This is a genomic window from Amycolatopsis magusensis, assembly GCF_017875555.1.
GTDB lineage: Bacteria > Actinomycetota > Actinomycetes > Mycobacteriales > Pseudonocardiaceae > Amycolatopsis > Amycolatopsis magusensis.
Map to the genome: position 1 here is coordinate 9332488 of NZ_JAGGMS010000001.1, position 15517 is coordinate 9348004.

The 15517-nt window shown below is 69.6% G+C and carries 19 protein-coding genes; 9 read left to right on the forward strand and 10 right to left on the reverse strand.

Annotated elements, in window-relative coordinates:
* The first annotated feature begins 51 nt into the window (after positions 1-51).
* Positions 52-1119, forward strand: a complete 1068-nt coding sequence (locus tag JOM49_RS42170; protein ID WP_209672283.1) for a histidine kinase — start codon at positions 52-54, stop codon at positions 1117-1119.
* On the forward strand, positions 1116-1718 hold the full coding sequence (locus JOM49_RS42175) for a response regulator transcription factor (RefSeq protein WP_209670434.1): 603 nt from the start codon (positions 1116-1118) through the stop codon (positions 1716-1718). Before JOM49_RS42170 ends, JOM49_RS42175 begins: the two co-directional genes overlap by 4 nt.
* A gap of 129 nt (positions 1719-1847) precedes the next feature.
* Here the strand turns inward: JOM49_RS42175 and JOM49_RS42180 are convergent, their stop codons facing one another.
* Complete coding sequence (locus JOM49_RS42180) at positions 1848-2171, reverse strand: VOC family protein (protein WP_308159047.1); 324 nt, start codon at positions 2169-2171, stop codon at positions 1848-1850.
* 122 nt (positions 2172-2293) lie between these two features.
* Between JOM49_RS42180 and JOM49_RS42185 the strand changes: the two genes are divergently transcribed.
* On the forward strand, positions 2294-3460 hold the full coding sequence (locus JOM49_RS42185) for an NAD(P)/FAD-dependent oxidoreductase (protein WP_209670438.1): 1167 nt from the start codon (positions 2294-2296) through the stop codon (positions 3458-3460).
* On the opposite strand, the gene JOM49_RS42190 is transcribed toward JOM49_RS42185, so the two are convergent.
* Positions 3446-4468, reverse strand: a complete 1023-nt coding sequence (locus JOM49_RS42190) for a helix-turn-helix transcriptional regulator (protein WP_209670440.1) — start codon at positions 4466-4468, stop codon at positions 3446-3448. The two genes, JOM49_RS42185 and JOM49_RS42190, sit on opposite strands and share 15 nt — an antisense overlap.
* Before the next feature lie 14 nt (positions 4469-4482).
* Between JOM49_RS42190 and JOM49_RS42195 the strand changes: the two genes are divergently transcribed.
* Together JOM49_RS42195 and JOM49_RS42200 are read left to right on the forward strand one after the other, a co-directional pair.
* Positions 4483-5064: a DinB family protein gene (locus tag JOM49_RS42195; RefSeq protein WP_209670442.1), complete on the forward strand. Its 582-nt coding sequence runs from the start codon at positions 4483-4485 to the stop codon at positions 5062-5064.
* Positions 5061-5522, forward strand: a complete 462-nt coding sequence (locus JOM49_RS42200) for a VOC family protein (RefSeq protein WP_209670444.1) — start codon at positions 5061-5063, stop codon at positions 5520-5522. Before JOM49_RS42195 ends, JOM49_RS42200 begins: the two co-directional genes overlap by 4 nt.
* Before the next feature lie 71 nt (positions 5523-5593).
* On the opposite strand, the gene JOM49_RS42205 is transcribed toward JOM49_RS42200, so the two are convergent.
* From JOM49_RS42205 to JOM49_RS42225, 5 genes are all read right to left on the reverse strand, one after another.
* On the reverse strand, positions 5594-6151 hold the full coding sequence (locus tag JOM49_RS42205; protein ID WP_209670446.1) for a snapalysin family zinc-dependent metalloprotease: 558 nt from the start codon (positions 6149-6151) through the stop codon (positions 5594-5596).
* A 94-nt stretch (positions 6152-6245) separates the two neighbouring features.
* Positions 6246-6440 carry a hypothetical protein gene (locus tag JOM49_RS42210; RefSeq protein WP_209670448.1) on the reverse strand — a complete coding sequence of 65 codons (195 nt, stop codon included), beginning with the start codon at positions 6438-6440 and terminating at the stop codon, positions 6246-6248.
* Between the two features lie 81 nt (positions 6441-6521).
* Positions 6522-6851, reverse strand: a complete 330-nt coding sequence (locus JOM49_RS42215) for a hypothetical protein (RefSeq protein ID WP_209670450.1) — start codon at positions 6849-6851, stop codon at positions 6522-6524.
* Between the two features lie 119 nt (positions 6852-6970).
* Positions 6971-7300: a hypothetical protein gene (locus JOM49_RS42220; protein ID WP_209670452.1), complete on the reverse strand. Its 330-nt coding sequence runs from the start codon at positions 7298-7300 to the stop codon at positions 6971-6973.
* A gap of 399 nt (positions 7301-7699) precedes the next feature.
* Entirely contained in the window at positions 7700-8926 is a 1227-nt protein-coding gene (locus tag JOM49_RS42225; protein ID WP_209670454.1) for a cytochrome P450, read from the reverse strand.
* A gap of 261 nt (positions 8927-9187) precedes the next feature.
* Here JOM49_RS42225 and JOM49_RS42230 point away from each other — a divergent pair, with 261 nt between their 5' ends.
* Complete coding sequence (locus tag JOM49_RS42230; protein ID WP_209670455.1) at positions 9188-9997, forward strand: alpha/beta fold hydrolase; 810 nt, start codon at positions 9188-9190, stop codon at positions 9995-9997.
* Between the two features lie 53 nt (positions 9998-10050).
* Here JOM49_RS42230 and JOM49_RS42235 read toward each other — a convergent pair whose 3' ends face one another.
* Positions 10051-10656: a lytic polysaccharide monooxygenase auxiliary activity family 9 protein gene (locus JOM49_RS42235; protein WP_460444245.1), complete on the reverse strand. Its 606-nt coding sequence runs from the start codon at positions 10654-10656 to the stop codon at positions 10051-10053.
* A gap of 170 nt (positions 10657-10826) precedes the next feature.
* Positions 10827-11819, reverse strand: a complete 993-nt coding sequence (locus JOM49_RS42240) for a helix-turn-helix transcriptional regulator (RefSeq protein WP_209670459.1) — start codon at positions 11817-11819, stop codon at positions 10827-10829.
* A gap of 76 nt (positions 11820-11895) precedes the next feature.
* Between JOM49_RS42240 and JOM49_RS42245 the strand changes: the two genes are divergently transcribed.
* Both JOM49_RS42245 and JOM49_RS42250 read left to right on the forward strand, forming a co-directional pair.
* Complete coding sequence (locus JOM49_RS42245; protein ID WP_209672285.1) at positions 11896-12234, forward strand: YybH family protein; 339 nt, start codon at positions 11896-11898, stop codon at positions 12232-12234.
* A gap of 44 nt (positions 12235-12278) precedes the next feature.
* Complete coding sequence (locus tag JOM49_RS42250) at positions 12279-12755, forward strand: DUF488 domain-containing protein (protein ID WP_209670461.1); 477 nt, start codon at positions 12279-12281, stop codon at positions 12753-12755.
* A gap of 7 nt (positions 12756-12762) precedes the next feature.
* On the opposite strand, the gene JOM49_RS42255 is transcribed toward JOM49_RS42250, so the two are convergent.
* Positions 12763-14241, reverse strand: a complete 1479-nt coding sequence (locus JOM49_RS42255) for a DUF1349 domain-containing protein (protein WP_209670463.1) — start codon at positions 14239-14241, stop codon at positions 12763-12765.
* A gap of 86 nt (positions 14242-14327) precedes the next feature.
* Here JOM49_RS42255 and JOM49_RS42260 point away from each other — a divergent pair, with 86 nt between their 5' ends.
* On the forward strand, positions 14328-15473 hold the full coding sequence (locus JOM49_RS42260) for a sensor histidine kinase (RefSeq protein WP_308159048.1): 1146 nt from the start codon (positions 14328-14330) through the stop codon (positions 15471-15473).
* Positions 15474-15517: the final 44 nt, after the last annotated feature.

Genomic DNA, 15517 nt, shown 5'->3' on the forward strand with positions numbered 1-15517 from the left:
GTGACGGCGCCCACCGCGGACACCCAGCGACGGCTGCGACGGCTGAACCTGATGATGATCTCCCCGCTGCTCGTCGCCGTCGGGGTGCTGATCGTGGTGCGGGACGCGCGGTCCTGGTTGGACGCGTTCATCCTGGCCCTCGGCGTGGTGGCCGCGCTGCTGACCTTCGAACGGTGGACGGCGAACGACGTCTTCCGCCTCGCGATCCCCTGCCTGCTCGTGAGCGCGGGGGTGTGGGTCTACGGAGCTCTCGTGGCAGGCACCGGGACGGCGTTCTACGGCCTCTCCCTGGTGGGCCCGCACATCATTCCCCAGCTTTCCCGCCTCCGCGGCCTGGCCGCGGTCGGCTTGGTCGCCTTCGTCGCCGCGGTGGGCGCGACGAGGCTGCTGCTGGTGCACGAGGACCTGCCCGAAGGGCTGATCAACTGGGTCGTCCTGCCCGCCGGGATCACCGCGGTGGTGACCGGGCTCATGTTCCCCAACAAGAGGTTCTACGGCGTGGTGAAGGATCTGGAGGAGGCCAGGGATCGCGAAGCCGAACTGGCCGTGGTCCGGGAGCGCATGCGGTTCGCCAGTGACCTGCACGACATCCAGGGCCACACGCTGCACGTGGTGAAGCTGAAGATTTCGCTGGCCCAGAAGCTGGTGCGCACAGACGCCGACCGAGCCGAGGAGGAGTTGCGCGAGATCCACGCGCTGGTCGCCGACACCATCGCCCAGACCAAGGAACTCGCCTACGCGCAACGGCGGCTCAACCTGTCCGCCGAGCTGGAGAACGCGAAGAACCTCTTCGAGGCCGCGGGCATCGACGTGCGCGTCGACCGCGAAGCCGAGGTCGACGCCCAGGCGAGCGAGCTGCTCGGCCAGGTCCTGCGCGAGACGACCACGAACATCCTGCGGCACGCGCAGGCCGGGCAGGTGCGGATCACGCTGTCGAAGTCCGGCATCACCATCCTCAACGACGGCGCGCCGGACGCCCCGCTCCCCGAGCTCAGCGGGCTCTCCACGCTGCGTGAACGGGTGGCCGGTGACGGCGGGGAGCTGACCGTGGAGCAGAAGGACGGCACTTTCCTCACCGCTGCGGCGTTCCCGCACCTTCGACCGCAGGGGGCCCGATGACCACCGTGGTACTCGCCGACGACGAAGCCCTGCTGCGCAAGGCACTCGCCTCGTTGCTGCCGCTCGAAGGGGAGATCACCGTGCTCGCCGAGGCGGAAGACGGTGAGGCGGCGGTGGAAGCGACCCTGCGACACCAGCCCGATGTGCTCGTCATCGACCTGGAGATGCCCGGCGTGGACGGACTCGGCGCGGTCGCGCAGATCCGCCGCACGCGGCCGGACCAGGTGATCCTCATGCTGACGCGCCACGCCAAACCCGGCGTGCTGCGCAAGGCGCTGAAGCTGGGCGTGCAGGGTTTCGTCAGCAAGTCGGCGGAACCGGCGCACATCACCTCGGTCATCCGGACCCTGCACGAGGGCAAGCGCTGGATCGACCCGGACGTCTCGGCACTCGCCGTCGTCGACGACTGCCCCCTGACCGAACGCGAACTGGACGTGCTGCGCGTAACCGGCGACGGGTACTCGGTGGCCGACATCGCCAAGCAACTGCACCTCGCGGAAGGCACCGTCCGCAACTACCTCTCGAACGCGATGCAGAAAACCCAAACCCGCACCCGCCACGAAGCCGCCCGCTACGCCCGAGAACACGACTGGCTGTAGGGCAGTCCGGTAGCGCTCCCCACCGGCCACGCTCCCTCGACCGAACGCTAGGAGTGGGGCATTACTAGCGTTGAATGCTAGTAATGCCCCACTCATAGCATTGCCGGGCCTGGGCATTGCCGGGGTGATCTATCCGGCGAGCGACAGGCTGTTCCCGTCCGGGTCCAGTACGACCACGTGCCGCACGCCGTTGCCGTAGGTCTCCACCGGTTCGTGCTCGATGCCGTGTTCGGCGAGGCGGGCCAGGAAGTCGCCGAAGTCGGGCACCCCGAGCGTGATCGTGGCCCCGCCGACCCGCTCGGGCCGCAGGTCGACGACCACCCAGGCGTTCTCGCCGACCTGCCACAGGTGCTCCTCGCCCATGACCTCGTCCGCCGCGCGCCCGAAGAACGCGCCGAACCACTCCAGTGCCCTCGCCAGGTCGCTGACCGGCATCACGCTGTACAGATCCACCCGGACTCCTCTCCACCGTTCGTGAGGTGGACCACGCGGCTGCCGGAAACTCATCGGCGGTTGTCACAATTCCCGGCCGTGCGGCGTCCAGTGTCCGAACCCGGATCTTCGGAGGAGACACCATGGCTGGACAGACCGCAGTGGTCGTCATCGGCGGCGGGTACGCCGGTGTCATGGCGGCCAACCGCCTGACGCGGCGCGACGACGTGACCGTGACCCTGATCAACCCGCGCCCGACCTTCGTCGAGCGCATCCGCCTGCACCAGCTGGCGGGCGGCTCCGACGACGCGGTCGTCGACTACCGGGACGTGCTGGGCGACCGCGTCGAGCTGGTGGTCGACACGGTGACGCGGATCGACGCGAACGAGCGCGGCGTCACGCTCAAGACCGGTGGCACGCTCGCGTACGACTACCTGATCTACGCGGTGGGCAGCGGCAGCGCCGACCCGCGGGTGCCCGGAGCCGCCGAATTCGCCTACCCGATCGGCAGTCTGGAAGAGGCGAAGCGGTTGCGCGACGCCCTCGACGGCACGCCCGCGGTGACGGTGGCCGGTGGCGGCCTCACCGGTATCGAAACTGCCGCTGAACTGGCCGAACAGGGTCGCGCGGTGACCCTGCTCTGCGGCGGCGTCCTTGCCCCGTCCCTGCACGCCTCTGGCCGCCGCTCGGTCGCCGCGCGATTGGCGAAGCTCGGCGTCACCGTGCTCGACGGGCCCGGTTCGACGGTCACCGCGGTCACGCGCGACACCGTGCACCTCGGCGACGGCCGCGAACTGCCGAGCGAGGTGACCGTCTGGACCGCCGGTTTCGGCGTGCCGGACCTGGCCACCCGCAGCGGCCTGGACACCGACGCCCTCGGCCGCCTGCGCACCGACGAGACGCTGACCAGCATGGACGACCCGCGCATCGTCGCCACCGGTGACGCGGCGGCGCCGTCGGACCGGCCGTTCCGGATGAGCTGCCAGGCCGCGGTCCAGCTGGGCCCGCAAGCCGCCGAAACCGTGCTGAGCCGGATCGCGGGCGAGGAGCCGGGACCCGTCCACATCGGCTTCGCCGCCCAGTGCGTCAGCCTGGGCCGCCGCGCCGGGGTCTTCCAGCTCACCGAGCGGGACGACACCGCGAAACGGCACCACCTCCGCGGCCGCGCCGGCGCGATGATCAAGGAGCTCATCTGCAAGGGCATCGTCTGGCAACTGGCGCGCGAAGCCCGCAAGCCAGGCGGGCACACCCTCCGTGCCAAGGCTCCCAAGCGCCGGCAGATCAGCCGAACCGAATCACAACCCGCCTGACCCGTCGGCCGCGGCTGCTTGGAGGCGGGCCGCCAGTACCCGGCAGCGTTCCTTGAGTTCCGGCGGGTCCAGCACCTCGAACTCGTGCCCCAGCAACACCATGTGCAGGAGCACGAAGTCGAGGCTGCCCGCGCCGCTGAGTACCTCGCACCGCGTGGGTCCTCGTCCGCGCACGACGGCCGCGCTCGCCGGGATTTGAGCGCGCACGGTGTCTTCGGATGCGTGCACGAGGAACCGCGCTTGGTGCCGGTAGACCCGCATCGCGACGTTTTCCTGCACGAAGGTCGCCGCGTCGGGGGCTTCGCGCGGGCGGAACCGCCACGTCCGCGCGAGTACGCCGGTCATCCGGTCGACGCGGAAGTTGCGCCAGTCGTCGCGGTCGAGGTCGTAGGCGAGCAGGTACCAGCGCCGGTCGGAGGCGACCAGGCGGTAGGGCTCGACCCGCCGCTCCCGCACCTCGCCACGGGACGGGTAGCCGAACCCGGCCTCCACCTCGTCGCGGCAGGCTCTGGCCAAGGTCATCAGCACGCCGGGGTCGACCGGCTGGCGGCCGCCGTCGAAGGAATCGACCGATTCCGAGAGCGCACGCACCTCCTGCCGCAACCGGACGGGCAGCACCCGGTCGAGCTTGGCCAGCGCCCGGAGCGCGGCGTCCCCGGCGTCGGCGACCGCGCCACCCGCGCCGACCAGCAGCGACACCGCGGTGGCGATGGCTTCCTCGTCGTCGAACAACAGCGGCGGCAGGTCCTGCCCCGGTCCGAGCTGGTAGCCCCCGCCGACCCCCTGGCTGGCCTGCACCGGGTAGCCGAGCGCGCGCAACCGCTCGACGTCACGCCGCACCGTGCGTGCCGTGACGCCGAGCCGGCCTGCCAGTTCGGGCCCGGTCCAGACCTGACGCTGCTGCAGCAACCCGAGCAGGGTGAGCACCCGCTCGGTCGTCCCCCGCTCGTCCGCGTCCACGTCACCCACCCTGCCAGAGATAGCGGACCGATCCTGTCCGCTAGGCATGTCAAGGTGGGTGCATGAGCGCCGAGCCCTTCGACCTGAACCAGCGATTGCGCGAGCAGTGGGAGTTCCACTGGAACCACCAGGTGCGCGCCCGCCTCCACGGCCTCACCGACGACGAGTACTTCTGGTCGCCGGTGCCGGACGCCTGGAGCCTGCGGCCACGCGGCACCTCGACCGCCCCCGTGCAGGTGGGCGCCGGGGAGTTCACCATCGACTACGCCTTCCCCGAGCCCGACCCGCCACCCTTCACCACGATCGCCTGGCGGCTGTCCCACGTCATCGTCGGCGTGCTCGCCGCGCGCAACGCCGCGCACTTCGGGGCCCCGGCGGTGTCCTACGAAAGCTGGGAGTACGCCGGCACCGCGGCCACCGCCCTCGACCAGCTCGAAACGCACCTGGACCTCTGGCTGACCGGCGTGCGCGGCCTCAGCGAGGCCGAACTGCTGGCCCCGGTCGGCGACAAGGAGCCCTACCCCGAGCTGGCGGTGGCCGATCTGGTGCTGCACATCCACCGCGAGCTGATCCACCACCTGTCCGAGGTCTGCCTGCTGCGCGACCTCTACCTGCACACGCACCCGAACGGAGCCACCCGATGAGCCGCCAAGTCCAGATCACCTTCGACGCCCACGACCCCGCCGCGCTGTCCGCCTTCTGGCGTGACGCGCTGGGATACGTCCATCCCGCCCCGCCCGGGGTCGAGCTGCCCGAAGGCGCCGACCCGCTGGCCGCCTGGGCCGAATTCCTCGAGAAGATGGGCGTGCCCGAGGACCAGCGCAACACGAGCTCGGCCGTCGAAGACCCCGAAGGCCAAGGCCCGCGGTTGTTCTTCCAGCAGGTGCCGGAGGACAAGGTCGCCAAGAACCGCGTGCACCTCGACGTCCGCGCGGCGCCCGGCCTGCAGGGCGACGAGCGGATGGCGGCACTGGAGGCGGAGTGCGAGCGGCTCGTCGCGCTGGGGGCCACCCGGCTCGAGCGGCACGAACCCGCTCCCCCGCTCAGCCTCGGCTTCATCGTGATGGCCGACCCCGAGGGCAACGAGTTCTGCCTGGACTGAGGCTCACTGTCCACTGAGGACAAGAAGCCCCGTCCCTCACAAGGAACGGGGCTTCTGGTTCCGGCGAAAGGTCAGCCGACCACCACGACAGCCGCTTCACGGTCCCGCGGCGCGAACCCACCGGCGTAGTTGTCCTCGACCGCGGCGATCTCCTCGGCGTTCGGCACGGCGTTGTCGCAGTCCACCCCGCCGGTGCTGCCGGACATCAGGCTCGAGCACGGTCCCGGCTTCACGTCGGGCAGCCCGAGGCTGTGGCCGAACTCGTGGGAGGCGATGCGGGTCAGGTTGTACCCGTCGTCCACGGCTTCCTTGCCGAACCAGATGGTCAGGTCGTCACCCGGCATGGCCGGGCCCAGCTCGGCCCGCGGCCAGCCGGGGTCGGCGACGAACGAGACGTCGGCCTGCCCGCCCGGCTCGACCTTGTCGATCTGCACGTTGTCCAGGTTGTCGTTCCAGACCGCGATACCGGCGGTGATGGCGTCGGTGTACTCGGTCGCCTGGCTGTCGTCGTAGGTGATGGTGACCGCGGCCGCGCGGACGTCTTCGGCCAGCGCGGACGGGGTGGCGAACAGCGGGACCGAGAGCGCGAGCGTGGCAGCGAAAACCTGGGCTGAACGTCGGATCAGCATGGTCTCTCCTTGGGGGTCGAGAACCTGACCCCCGAGGAGTATCACCGCGAGCGAGTGCCCTACTACGGCCGATAGTCGGTAAAAAACAAACTGATCACGACTGGGCCGCGTGCCCGGCCGGCCCGTCGGCCATCCGCTGCATGAACGTGCCGCCCTCGGTGGTCGGCATCAGGGCGTCGGCGAGCAGGCGCCAGACCGCGTCACCCCAGCTGCACCAGGTGCGCCGCACGGACAGCGGCATGCTCGCCCGCGCGTAGGGCGTCAGATCGAAGCCTGGCGAACCGAACACCGTCCCAGGTTGGCCGGGCACGGGAAAACGGGCCCCCGGCGCGATGCCGGGAGCCCGTTCTCGAAAGCCGCGATCAGGACATCAGTTGTCCTGGACGCTGCCCCCGTCGACCACGCCACCGCTGGAGCAGTTGTAGGGGTCCTCACCCTCGGCCTCGTTGACGCCCGGCGAGAGGATCGGGATGCCGATGCCGTTGGCGACGTCGTGCACCGGCACCTGGACGCCGAGCACGTTGATGTTGTTGTCGCACACACCGACGGCGGCGTTGACGTTGTGCAGCACGTCGAGGTTGTTCAGGTTGGCCAGGCCGGCCTGGTCGTCGAACTCCGGCGCGTCGGCCGAGGCGACGCCACCGAACATGAGCACGCCGGCGGCGGTGGCGCCGACCATGGCGCCGATCTTCTTCAGCATTTACTGACTCCTTGATTGATTTACGCGACGGCGAGCGCGGAACGCCCTGGTGCCGCCGCCCGAATAGCGGTCACTGATTCCACGGTGCCCGCTCCGGTGAACGGGCACTGCGGGGGGGTTCAGTTGTCCTGAACCGATCCGCCGTCGACGACGCCACCGCTCGCGCAGTTGTACGGGTTCTCACCCGAAGCCTCGTTGTCGCCGGGGGAAAGCACGGGAACACCGATGCCGTTGAGGGCATCGTGAATCGACACCTGCACGCCGAGGACATTGACTTCGTTGCCGCAGAGACCCACAGTGCCGTTGACATTGTGCAGGACGTCGATGTTGTTCAGGTTAACCAGGCCGACCTGGTCGTCGTACTCCGGGGTGTCCGCCGAAGCAACACCGCCCAGCGACAACATACCTGCAGCTGCGACCAGGGACGCGAGGCCGAGTTTCTTCAGCACAGCGATCTCCTCATTTGTTGAGCAGTTGATCGGTACACGGGTGCCTTGTCCGAACTCCGTGCTGGCACCGTACCGACCACAATTGCCCACCGCTAACCCGTTACCACCAAAGAGACCGCGCGCAGCGCGTTGACCGCCATTCCTTTCACCCATTGGGGTAACAGTGCCGGGCGGGGGGTTTGATTCCGGCACGCGAGGTGAGGCGGCGCAGTACAGTCGCCGGGGCATTCGGCTCGCGAAGAATGCCCCGATGTGAGAACCGCGGCCCTGTCGCCCGTCTCCGGGTGGCAGGGCCGCGGAATCCCGCTCCTATTAGCATACGTCATCGAGAAAGATTCAGCGGCCCCCTGAATGGTGAACCGGCCGCGCCGGAAGGGTTTCTCCGCGAACCGGGACGGTTCAGGCCGAGGTGTCGTCGTCCCAGGTCACCGGGAGCGACTCCACCCCGAAGGCGTAGTGCTCGTCCTTGAAGACGAGGTCCTCGAACGGGATCGCCAGCCGCAGCGACGGGATCCGCTCGAGCAGGCGGAGGCAGACCTCCTGCAGTTCCGTCCTGGCCAGGTGCTGCCCCGGGCACTGGTGCTCGCCGAAGCCGAAGGTCAGGTGCGGCCGGGGCTTCCTGGTGACGTCGAACCGGTCCGGGTCGTCGAACTCCTGCTCGTCCCGGTTCCCCGACTGCAGCGCGGCGACCAGCCACTCCCCCGCCTTGATGGTGCTTTCGCCCAGCGGGATGTCTTCGGTCGCGTACCGCAGCAGGCCGAACTGCGGGACCGACAGGTAACGCAGCATCTCCTCCACCGCGGGCCCGGCCAGCTTCGGGTCGGTGCGCAGGGGTTCCATCTGGTCGCGGTGCACCATCATCAGCAGCGCGCTCATGGAAATGGAGTTGGCCGTCGTGTCGTGCCCGGCGATGAGCAGCGTGGTGCCGATCCCCACCAGCTCGGTGAAGGTCAGCGGCTGCCCCGATTCCTCCCCGCGCCGGATCAGCCTGCTCAGCACGTCGTCCCCTGGCTCGGCCTGCTTGGCGGCGACCACCGTCTCCATGTACTCCCACATCCGGCCGTCGGCCGCGTCCTTCGTGGGCTGGTCGGTGGCGGCGCTCATCATGATCCCGGTGTGCTCGTAGAACAGCGTCCGGTCCTCTTCGGGCAACCCGAGCAGCTCGCCGACGATCAGCGCGGGGATGGGCCAGGCGAAGTCCGGGACCAGGTCGGCGGGTTTCGGCCCGGCCAGCAGGGCGTCGATGTGCTCGTCGACCACCTTCCGGACGTAGTCGCGCATCGATTCCGACCGCTTCGGCATGAACTCCGGGCCGAGCAACCGGCGCAGCCGCCGGTGTTCCGGCCCCTGCATGCGCAGGATGCTGCCGGGCACGACCGACATGTTGAGGTTGGGGTGCTCCATCATGTGCATCGACGGCGCGCCCCGCGAGCTGGCGCCCTGGTTGGCCAGCACCGCGCGCACGTCCTCGTAGCGGGAGACCACCCTGGCCTCGATGCCCGCCGGGCAGGTCAGCTGCGGAACCGGGGCGGCCGCCCGGATCTCGGTGAACTCGGGTGGCGGCTCGAAGGGGCACTCGGCCGATCTGGCCCTGGGGAACTCGGTCAGGGCCTGGGTTTCGGTCATCGGTGGACAGCTCCTCGCATAGTGGATGATCGGCCACCGGATCGGAACGGTCTCGAAGACGGCGGCCCGGGCGGTGCGCTTCTCCGAACTGGACAGCGGAGCTACGCCAGGTGCGTCGTGCCGTAGTAGGGGTTCGCCCGCCGATCCTCCCGTCGCCCGCGCGCGGGAACAACTGCGGAATTCCGCAGTTGACGCGAAACCTGGTATAGCTGGGAACCACGCGGACAGGCCCGGGAAAGGCGTCGAGTGAAGCAGCTGAGCGTGGAAATCGACAGGAAGCGGATCGCTTACCTGGAAAGCCCCGGCGACCGGGACGAGCGCGCGGTGGTATTCGTGCACGGCAACTCGTCTTCGGCGAAAACCTGGGCGCCGCTGCTGGCGGGCGATTTCGGCCGCCGGTTCCGTTGCCTGGCACTGGACCTGCCTGGCCATGGCCAGTCCGAGCCCGCCGGGAACCAGGACGACTACTCGCTGCCGGGCTATGCGGCCGTACTCGCCGGTTTCGCGCAGGAACTCGGGGCTTCCGACGCGGTCGTCGTCGGCTGGAGCCTGGGCGGGCAGATCGCGCTGGAAGCCGTGCCCGCACTGCCGGACGCGGGCGGTTTCGTCCTCTTCGGCGCACCACCGATCGCGACCGTCGAGCAAATGCCGGAGGCATTCCTGCCGAACCCGGCGATGGGTGCCCTTTTCCGCGAGGAAGTCAGCGAATCCGAGGCGAAACTGGTCGCCGAAAGTTTCGTCGCGCCCGGCTCTCCACTCGACAGCGATGAGTTCGTTCCGGACATTCTGGCCACCGACGGCTCAGCCCGCACCGGCCTCGGCAGCAGCGTCGGCGCCGGCCGATTCGCGGACGAACTCGCCATCGTTTCCGCGCTGGAACAGCCACTGGCCATCGTGCAGGGCGCCGAAGAGCAGTTGGTCAACCTCGACTACCTGCGGAAGCTGACCATCCCCACGCTGTGGCGCGGCGAAGTCCAGGTGCTGCCAGGCGTCGGCCACGCACCACATCGGGAAGCACCGCGGGAGTTCGCCACCCTGCTCACGCGGTTCATCGACGACCTCCGGACGTGAGCAACCGGCCCGGCGCCCGAGGTACGGGCACCGGGCCGGAAGTGCCCGGGGTACTAGCCGAAGTTCACGTCACTGCACCACATGTAGGCCTGGTCCAGGTGTGACGCCTGCCAGATGGTGAACACCACGTGGTGTCCCGTGTAGCCGCTGGTCTGGATGTTGAACTTGATGTCCTTGGCCGGGGCGAACTTCCCGGTCTGCGTGATGAAGTCGAGGTTGCCCCAGCCGAGTCGCTGGGTGGCGGGGTTGAACCCCTGCTTGCTGACGTAGACCCGGAAGTGGTCAGCGCCGTGGCTGGCCTGGTCGTACAGGTGCATGGTGAAGTTGCTGCCGACGCTGGTGGTCTTCCACGCCCCGGGGTTGTTCAGGGAATCGTTGCGCGAGAGGGCGTTGCTGCAAAGCTGACCGTCCGGGGTCGCGCCCTGGTAGTTACCGCCGAGCCCGTCCCGCAGCGCGCTCATCCAGTTCCACATGGTGTCGGCGTTGGCCTGGAAAGCCTGCCAGCACATGGGGTCCTGCTGCTGCATGGCCGGGTTCGTGTGCTGACTGCCCCAGGCCTGCCAGCACTGGTAGGCGCGGGTGGCGGGACCGACGATGGTGCCGTGCGCCGAGGCCGTCGGGACCCAGATGAACAGGCAGGCCAGCATGCCGGTGATCACTGCGAGGATGCTGCGGCGTCTGGCGGCGGACCCGGAACTTGTGCGCATACGCATGGATGGGTCTCCATTCTCCGTTGAGCGGGGATGATCCATTTGGGAGCGCTCCCAGGGCGCATCAGTCTATACGGACTCCGGTGAAAGTTCAACGAACCTCGGGAAAGGGATGGCGCCTATTTCCGCGCCGCCGGAATCGATCTTCCCAGCAGGCCGGCGAGCGCGGCGGCGCGGTCGCGCAAAGAGTTGCGCAACCACTGCGGACTCAGGGCTTCCGCGTTCGAGGCGAGCTGCCACAACGCCCATTCGGCGTGCCTCGCGTCCTGGAAGGTCACCTCCAGCCGCAGCCAGCCGCCGGTGTCCTCGGCCTCTTCGGACAGGACGGCCAGCGCGGTGCCCACCAACTCCCCGCGTCGCGCCGGGTGCACCCGCAGCAGCACGGCGACCTGGTCGCCGCCGGTCCGGAACCGCGTGCTGCGTTCCTGCCAGGCCCGGCCCAGGTCGACCCGGTCCGGCCGCTGCGCGGGTTCGGCGAGCGCCTCGGCGGCCAGGATCCGCGACAGCCGGTAGGTGCGGTCCTCTCCGGACCTCTTGGCCAGCAGATAACCCTGGCCGCGCACGGTGACCAGGCCGATCGGGTCCACTGTGCGCCACTTCGGCGCCTGGTCCGCGGCGGCGTAGTGGATGCGCAGCTTGTGCCCGGCGAACACCGCGCGCCGGACCTCGGCCACGACGGTGTCGGGCACTTCTTCGGCGACCGACCGGCGTGCGAGGAGGTCGGTCTCCGGGTCGATGAGCAGTCGCCGGGCCGCACCCGCCGCGGTGGTCCGATAACTTTCGGGCAGCGCGTCCACCACCTTGCGCATGGCCGAAGCCAGCGCCGAACCGAGGCCGAACGCCTGCGCCCCGCGGCGTGATCCGGCGACCAGCAGGGCGAGCGCTTCGTCGTGGCTCAAGCCGGTGAGTTCGGTCTGAAAACCGGGAAGGAGTGCGAAACCACCGTGCCTGCCGCGTTCGGCGTAGACCGGGACGCCCGCCGCGGACAACGCCTCGATGTCACGCAGGACGGTGCGTGTGGACACCTCCAGCTCGCGGGCCAGCGAAGCCGCGGACAACCGGCCGTGCTGGCGCAGCAGCAGCACCAGCGATACCAACCGGTCGGCGCGCACACGGGAACTTTACCGGAATACACGACACAGGATGTCGTGTATCGCTTGGGAAGCTCACCCCATGACGAGCAAGACAGTGGCCACCGAGCCGAACGACCTGGGCAGGTTCTTCCTCGAGCGGGGCAACGCGGGCGATGTCGACGGACTGGTGGCGTTGTACGAACCGGACGCCGTGCTGGCGTTCCCGCCGGGCAACCTGGCGACCGGGCACGCGGAGATCCGCAAGGTGTACGAGCAGTTCCTCACGGCCGAGCCGGTGCTCCTGCCGGGCAGGCAGCACCCGGCGCTGGTGAGCGGCGACCTCGCCCTCACCGCGTCCACGCTGACCACCGGCGAGATCACCGTCGAAGTCGCGCGCCGCCAGCCGGACGGATCCTGGCTGTGGGCCGTCGACCAGCCGGTCCTCGTGCCGTAGCGGAAGGTGGTGGGCTCGGCCCCGGCCGAGCCCACCGACCTGCCATGACCCCCATCGCGACGATCGGCGTCTACGGCTTCACCGCCGAGACCTTCCTGTCGAAACTCACCGACGAAGGCGTCGAACTGCTCCTCGACCTACGCCAGCGCCGCGGTGTCCGCGGCCCCGACTACTCCTGGGCGAACTCGGTACGACTCCAACACGCCCTCGCCGCCGCAGACATCGCCTACCGGCATGTGAAAGCGCTGGCCCCGACCACCGAACTGCGCCACCTCCAATACCGCGAGGACGACCGCCAAGGCGTGGGCAAGCGCAACCGCGTCGCACTGGCGCCCGAGTACACCGAGCGCTACACCCGCGAAATCCTCGACCCCTTCGACCTCGGCACGCTCGTGAGTCCCCATCCCACCGCCCTACTCTGCGTCGAACGCGACGCGGAAGCCTGTCACCGTTCCCTGGTGGCCGTCCGCCTGCACGCCACCCACGGCCTTCCAGTCACCAACCTCCGCCCGGACCGCTGACCGTCCACTAACGCCAGTCGGTGTTCACGGGCGGCTGGCGGTGGATGGCCATCCGCAGGACGAGGGCCGTGTACACGCAGAGCAGGGCGAGCCCGGCCCACCCGGGGAGCGGGAAGTACCCGGCCGACGGCGCGTAGTGCGCGGTCACCTGCGGATACTCCGCCATCGTCTGCTGAACGGCGAAACCGGCGGCCGGGGTGAGCCGCAGCAGCCATTCGGAGACCGCGTCGGGCAGTAGCGGGAAAGTCGTGACGGCATAAGGCAAGGCGACCAAAAACAGTCCAATGAGGACCGCCAACCAGCCGCGGCGCAGCCACACACCGAGCCCGTAGGCGAGGACGGCGCAGAGCGCGAGCACGGCCGCGACCCCGAGGACCACCCGAGCGCCGGTCAGCAACGACAACGACTGCATCGGGGTCCCATTGGCCCGCAGGAACGCCGTGCCCACCGTGATGACGATGCCGACGGCGATCAGGCCGCTGACGAAGGTGGCCGCTCCGACGACGGCCGCGCGGGCACCGATCACCGGCCGGACGGTCGTCTCGCGAGCCGTGCGAGCGCCGTAGCGGGCCGCGGTGACGAGCAAGATAATCAACGCGAGCACCAGGCCGAGCAGGAGATTCGTGAGGCTGCGCCGGCCTTCGTCGTTGAGGGGCCCGATGTCGCCGGTGCCGCTGACGGTGACGACACCGCCTTCCTCCACGGCTCCCGAGGCGTGGTGGTGCTTCTCCCAGTCGGTGTGGTTCATCTCGCCGACCGGCTCGCTGACCCAGGGACCGGTCGCGCCACCTTCGACGGTGACGTTGTCGAAAACGCCCACGGCCTGGGTGAACCGGACCTCCTCGATCGCACCGCCGAGACCGATGCCGCGCAGGGTGAGGTCTCCGGGTGAGGTGGCGAAGAGGCCGACCCGCACGGTGTCCGGCAGCCCGTCGAGCTGCGCCGTGCCGACGGTGTGCCACTGCTCGCCGTCCGCGGACTCGGAGCCGGTGACGGTGTCGCCTGCGCGGGTCAGCCGCAGCCAGCTTTCCGTTGCACCGCCTGCCTTTCCGGCGACGTCGTGCGTGTAATCGTGCTGGAAGCGCACGCCGTGGCTGCCGGTCATCATGAGTGCCGCGTACGGCGAACCCTGCCGTGTGCCGTCTTTGACGATGATCCCGGCCTTCGCCCACGGCACCAGGCCGGGCACGATCCGGTCGTGGTCCGGCGGCGGGTAGGTGATCGTCCCGGTCATCGAGGTCAGCCGGACCGTGATGGTGCCCTCCCGTCCCAGTTCGCGATGCCGGAACCAGAACTGGTCGCTGACGATCGAGCCGTCTTCGGCGACCGGGGTGGCCGGGCAGGGCCCGTCGCAGGACGAGTGGTCGCCCGCGGCGTACAGCAGGCCCAGCGCGATGACGGCGAGGGCCGCGGAGGCCAGGGCGGTCAGGCGGCCCGGACGGCGGAACGCGGTCCATTCCCGCCGGAGGAGTTCGGTGGTCGACATGCCGCCGGTTGTACGAGCCGGCGCATAACACCGGCCGAACCGGTGTTGTCACGCTGTTGTTAGGCAGGCAGGCGCATGCTGGAGGCGTGATCGAGCCGCGCAGCGGGACCGTGGGAGTACGGTTCACCATTCTGTACGCCTTCGGGTTCCTCCTGGCCGGGATCGGCCTGCTCGTGCTGAACTTCCTGCTTTCCGGCGGCAGCATGAACAGCGTCATCCCGGCCGATGCTCCACCCGCTCAGGGCAGCCTCGCCGCGGCACAGCAGCACATCCAGCTGCTGGCGGACCAGCTGAACGACGTGCACGCCCAGCAGGCCCGCCAACTGCTGGCCGGCTCGCTGATCGCGCTGCTCGTGATGGCCGTCGCCTCGGTGCCGCTCGGCCGGTTGCTGGCCAAGCGCGTCCTGCGGCCGCTGCGGCTGATCACCGGCGCCACGCGGCGCATCTCCGCCGACAACCTGGACCAGCGGCTCGCCGTCACCGGCCCGGCCGACGAGGTGAAGGACCTCGCCGACACCATCGACGAGCTGCTCGAACGGCTCGAGGCGTCGTTCGCCGCGCAGCACCGCTTCGTCGCCAACGCCTCCCACGAGCTGCGCACGCCGCTGGCGACGATGCGGGCTTCGCTGGACGTCGCGGTCGCCAAGCCGGACCCGGCCGCCTCGACGGTCGCGCTCGCGGACCGCCTGCGCACGGAACTGGACCGGGTCGATCACCTGCTCGACGGGTTCCTCGTGCTCGCCAGGGGGCAGCACGGCGCGCTGGCCGACGCCACCCCGGTCGGCCTCGGCGACCTCGTCGACGCCGCGCTGCACGAACGATCCGCCGACGCACAGGAGAAGGACCTGACCGTGACGGTGAACGTGCCACCGTCGACGGTGACCCACGGCAGCCCGGCCCTCCTGGCGCGGCTGGTGGACAACCTCGTCGACAACGCCGTGACACACAACGAAAACGGCGGATGGATCCAGATCACCGGAACCGCGGCCGCACAGGAGACCGTGCTGGTCGTCGAAACCGGTGGCCGGAGGTTCGACCAGCAAGAGGTCGACCGGCTCGCGCGCCCCTTCGAACGACTCGGCGGCGAACGCACCGGCTCCTCCGGCCTCGGTCTGTCCATTGTGGCCGCCATCGCCACCGCCCACGGCGGCGGGCTCACCCTCCACGCCCGCCCCGAAGGCGGCCTGCGCGTGTCATGCACACTTCCGGCCGCCAAGCCGGAAGTGGCATGAACCTCACCGACGCCGCACGCCCGAAGGTGGGCATCGGCCGATTG

What these genes read in the sequence shown, in the direction of transcription:
- JOM49_RS42170 (WP_209672283.1), top strand. Translation starts at nt 52, where the DNA reads ATGATGATCTCCCCGCTGCTCGTCGCCGTCGGGGTGCTGATCGTGGTG.
- JOM49_RS42175 (WP_209670434.1), top strand. Translation starts at nt 1,116, where the DNA reads ATGACCACCGTGGTACTCGCCGACGACGAAGCCCTGCTGCGCAAGGCA.
- JOM49_RS42185 (WP_209670438.1), top strand. Translation starts at nt 2,294, where the DNA reads ATGGCTGGACAGACCGCAGTGGTCGTCATCGGCGGCGGGTACGCCGGT.
- JOM49_RS42190 (WP_209670440.1), bottom strand. Translation starts at nt 4,468, where the DNA reads ATGCCTAGCGGACAGGATCGGTCCGCTATCTCTGGCAGGGTGGGTGAC.
- JOM49_RS42195 (WP_209670442.1), top strand. Translation starts at nt 4,483, where the DNA reads ATGAGCGCCGAGCCCTTCGACCTGAACCAGCGATTGCGCGAGCAGTGG.
- JOM49_RS42200 (WP_209670444.1), top strand. Translation starts at nt 5,061, where the DNA reads ATGAGCCGCCAAGTCCAGATCACCTTCGACGCCCACGACCCCGCCGCG.
- JOM49_RS42205 (WP_209670446.1), bottom strand. Translation starts at nt 6,151, where the DNA reads ATGCTGATCCGACGTTCAGCCCAGGTTTTCGCTGCCACGCTCGCGCTC.
- JOM49_RS42215 (WP_209670450.1), bottom strand. Translation starts at nt 6,851, where the DNA reads ATGCTGAAGAAGATCGGCGCCATGGTCGGCGCCACCGCCGCCGGCGTG.
- JOM49_RS42225 (WP_209670454.1), bottom strand. Translation starts at nt 8,926, where the DNA reads ATGACCGAAACCCAGGCCCTGACCGAGTTCCCCAGGGCCAGATCGGCC.
- JOM49_RS42250 (WP_209670461.1), top strand. Translation starts at nt 12,279, where the DNA reads ATGACCCCCATCGCGACGATCGGCGTCTACGGCTTCACCGCCGAGACC.
- JOM49_RS42255 (WP_209670463.1), bottom strand. Translation starts at nt 14,241, where the DNA reads ATGTCGACCACCGAACTCCTCCGGCGGGAATGGACCGCGTTCCGCCGT.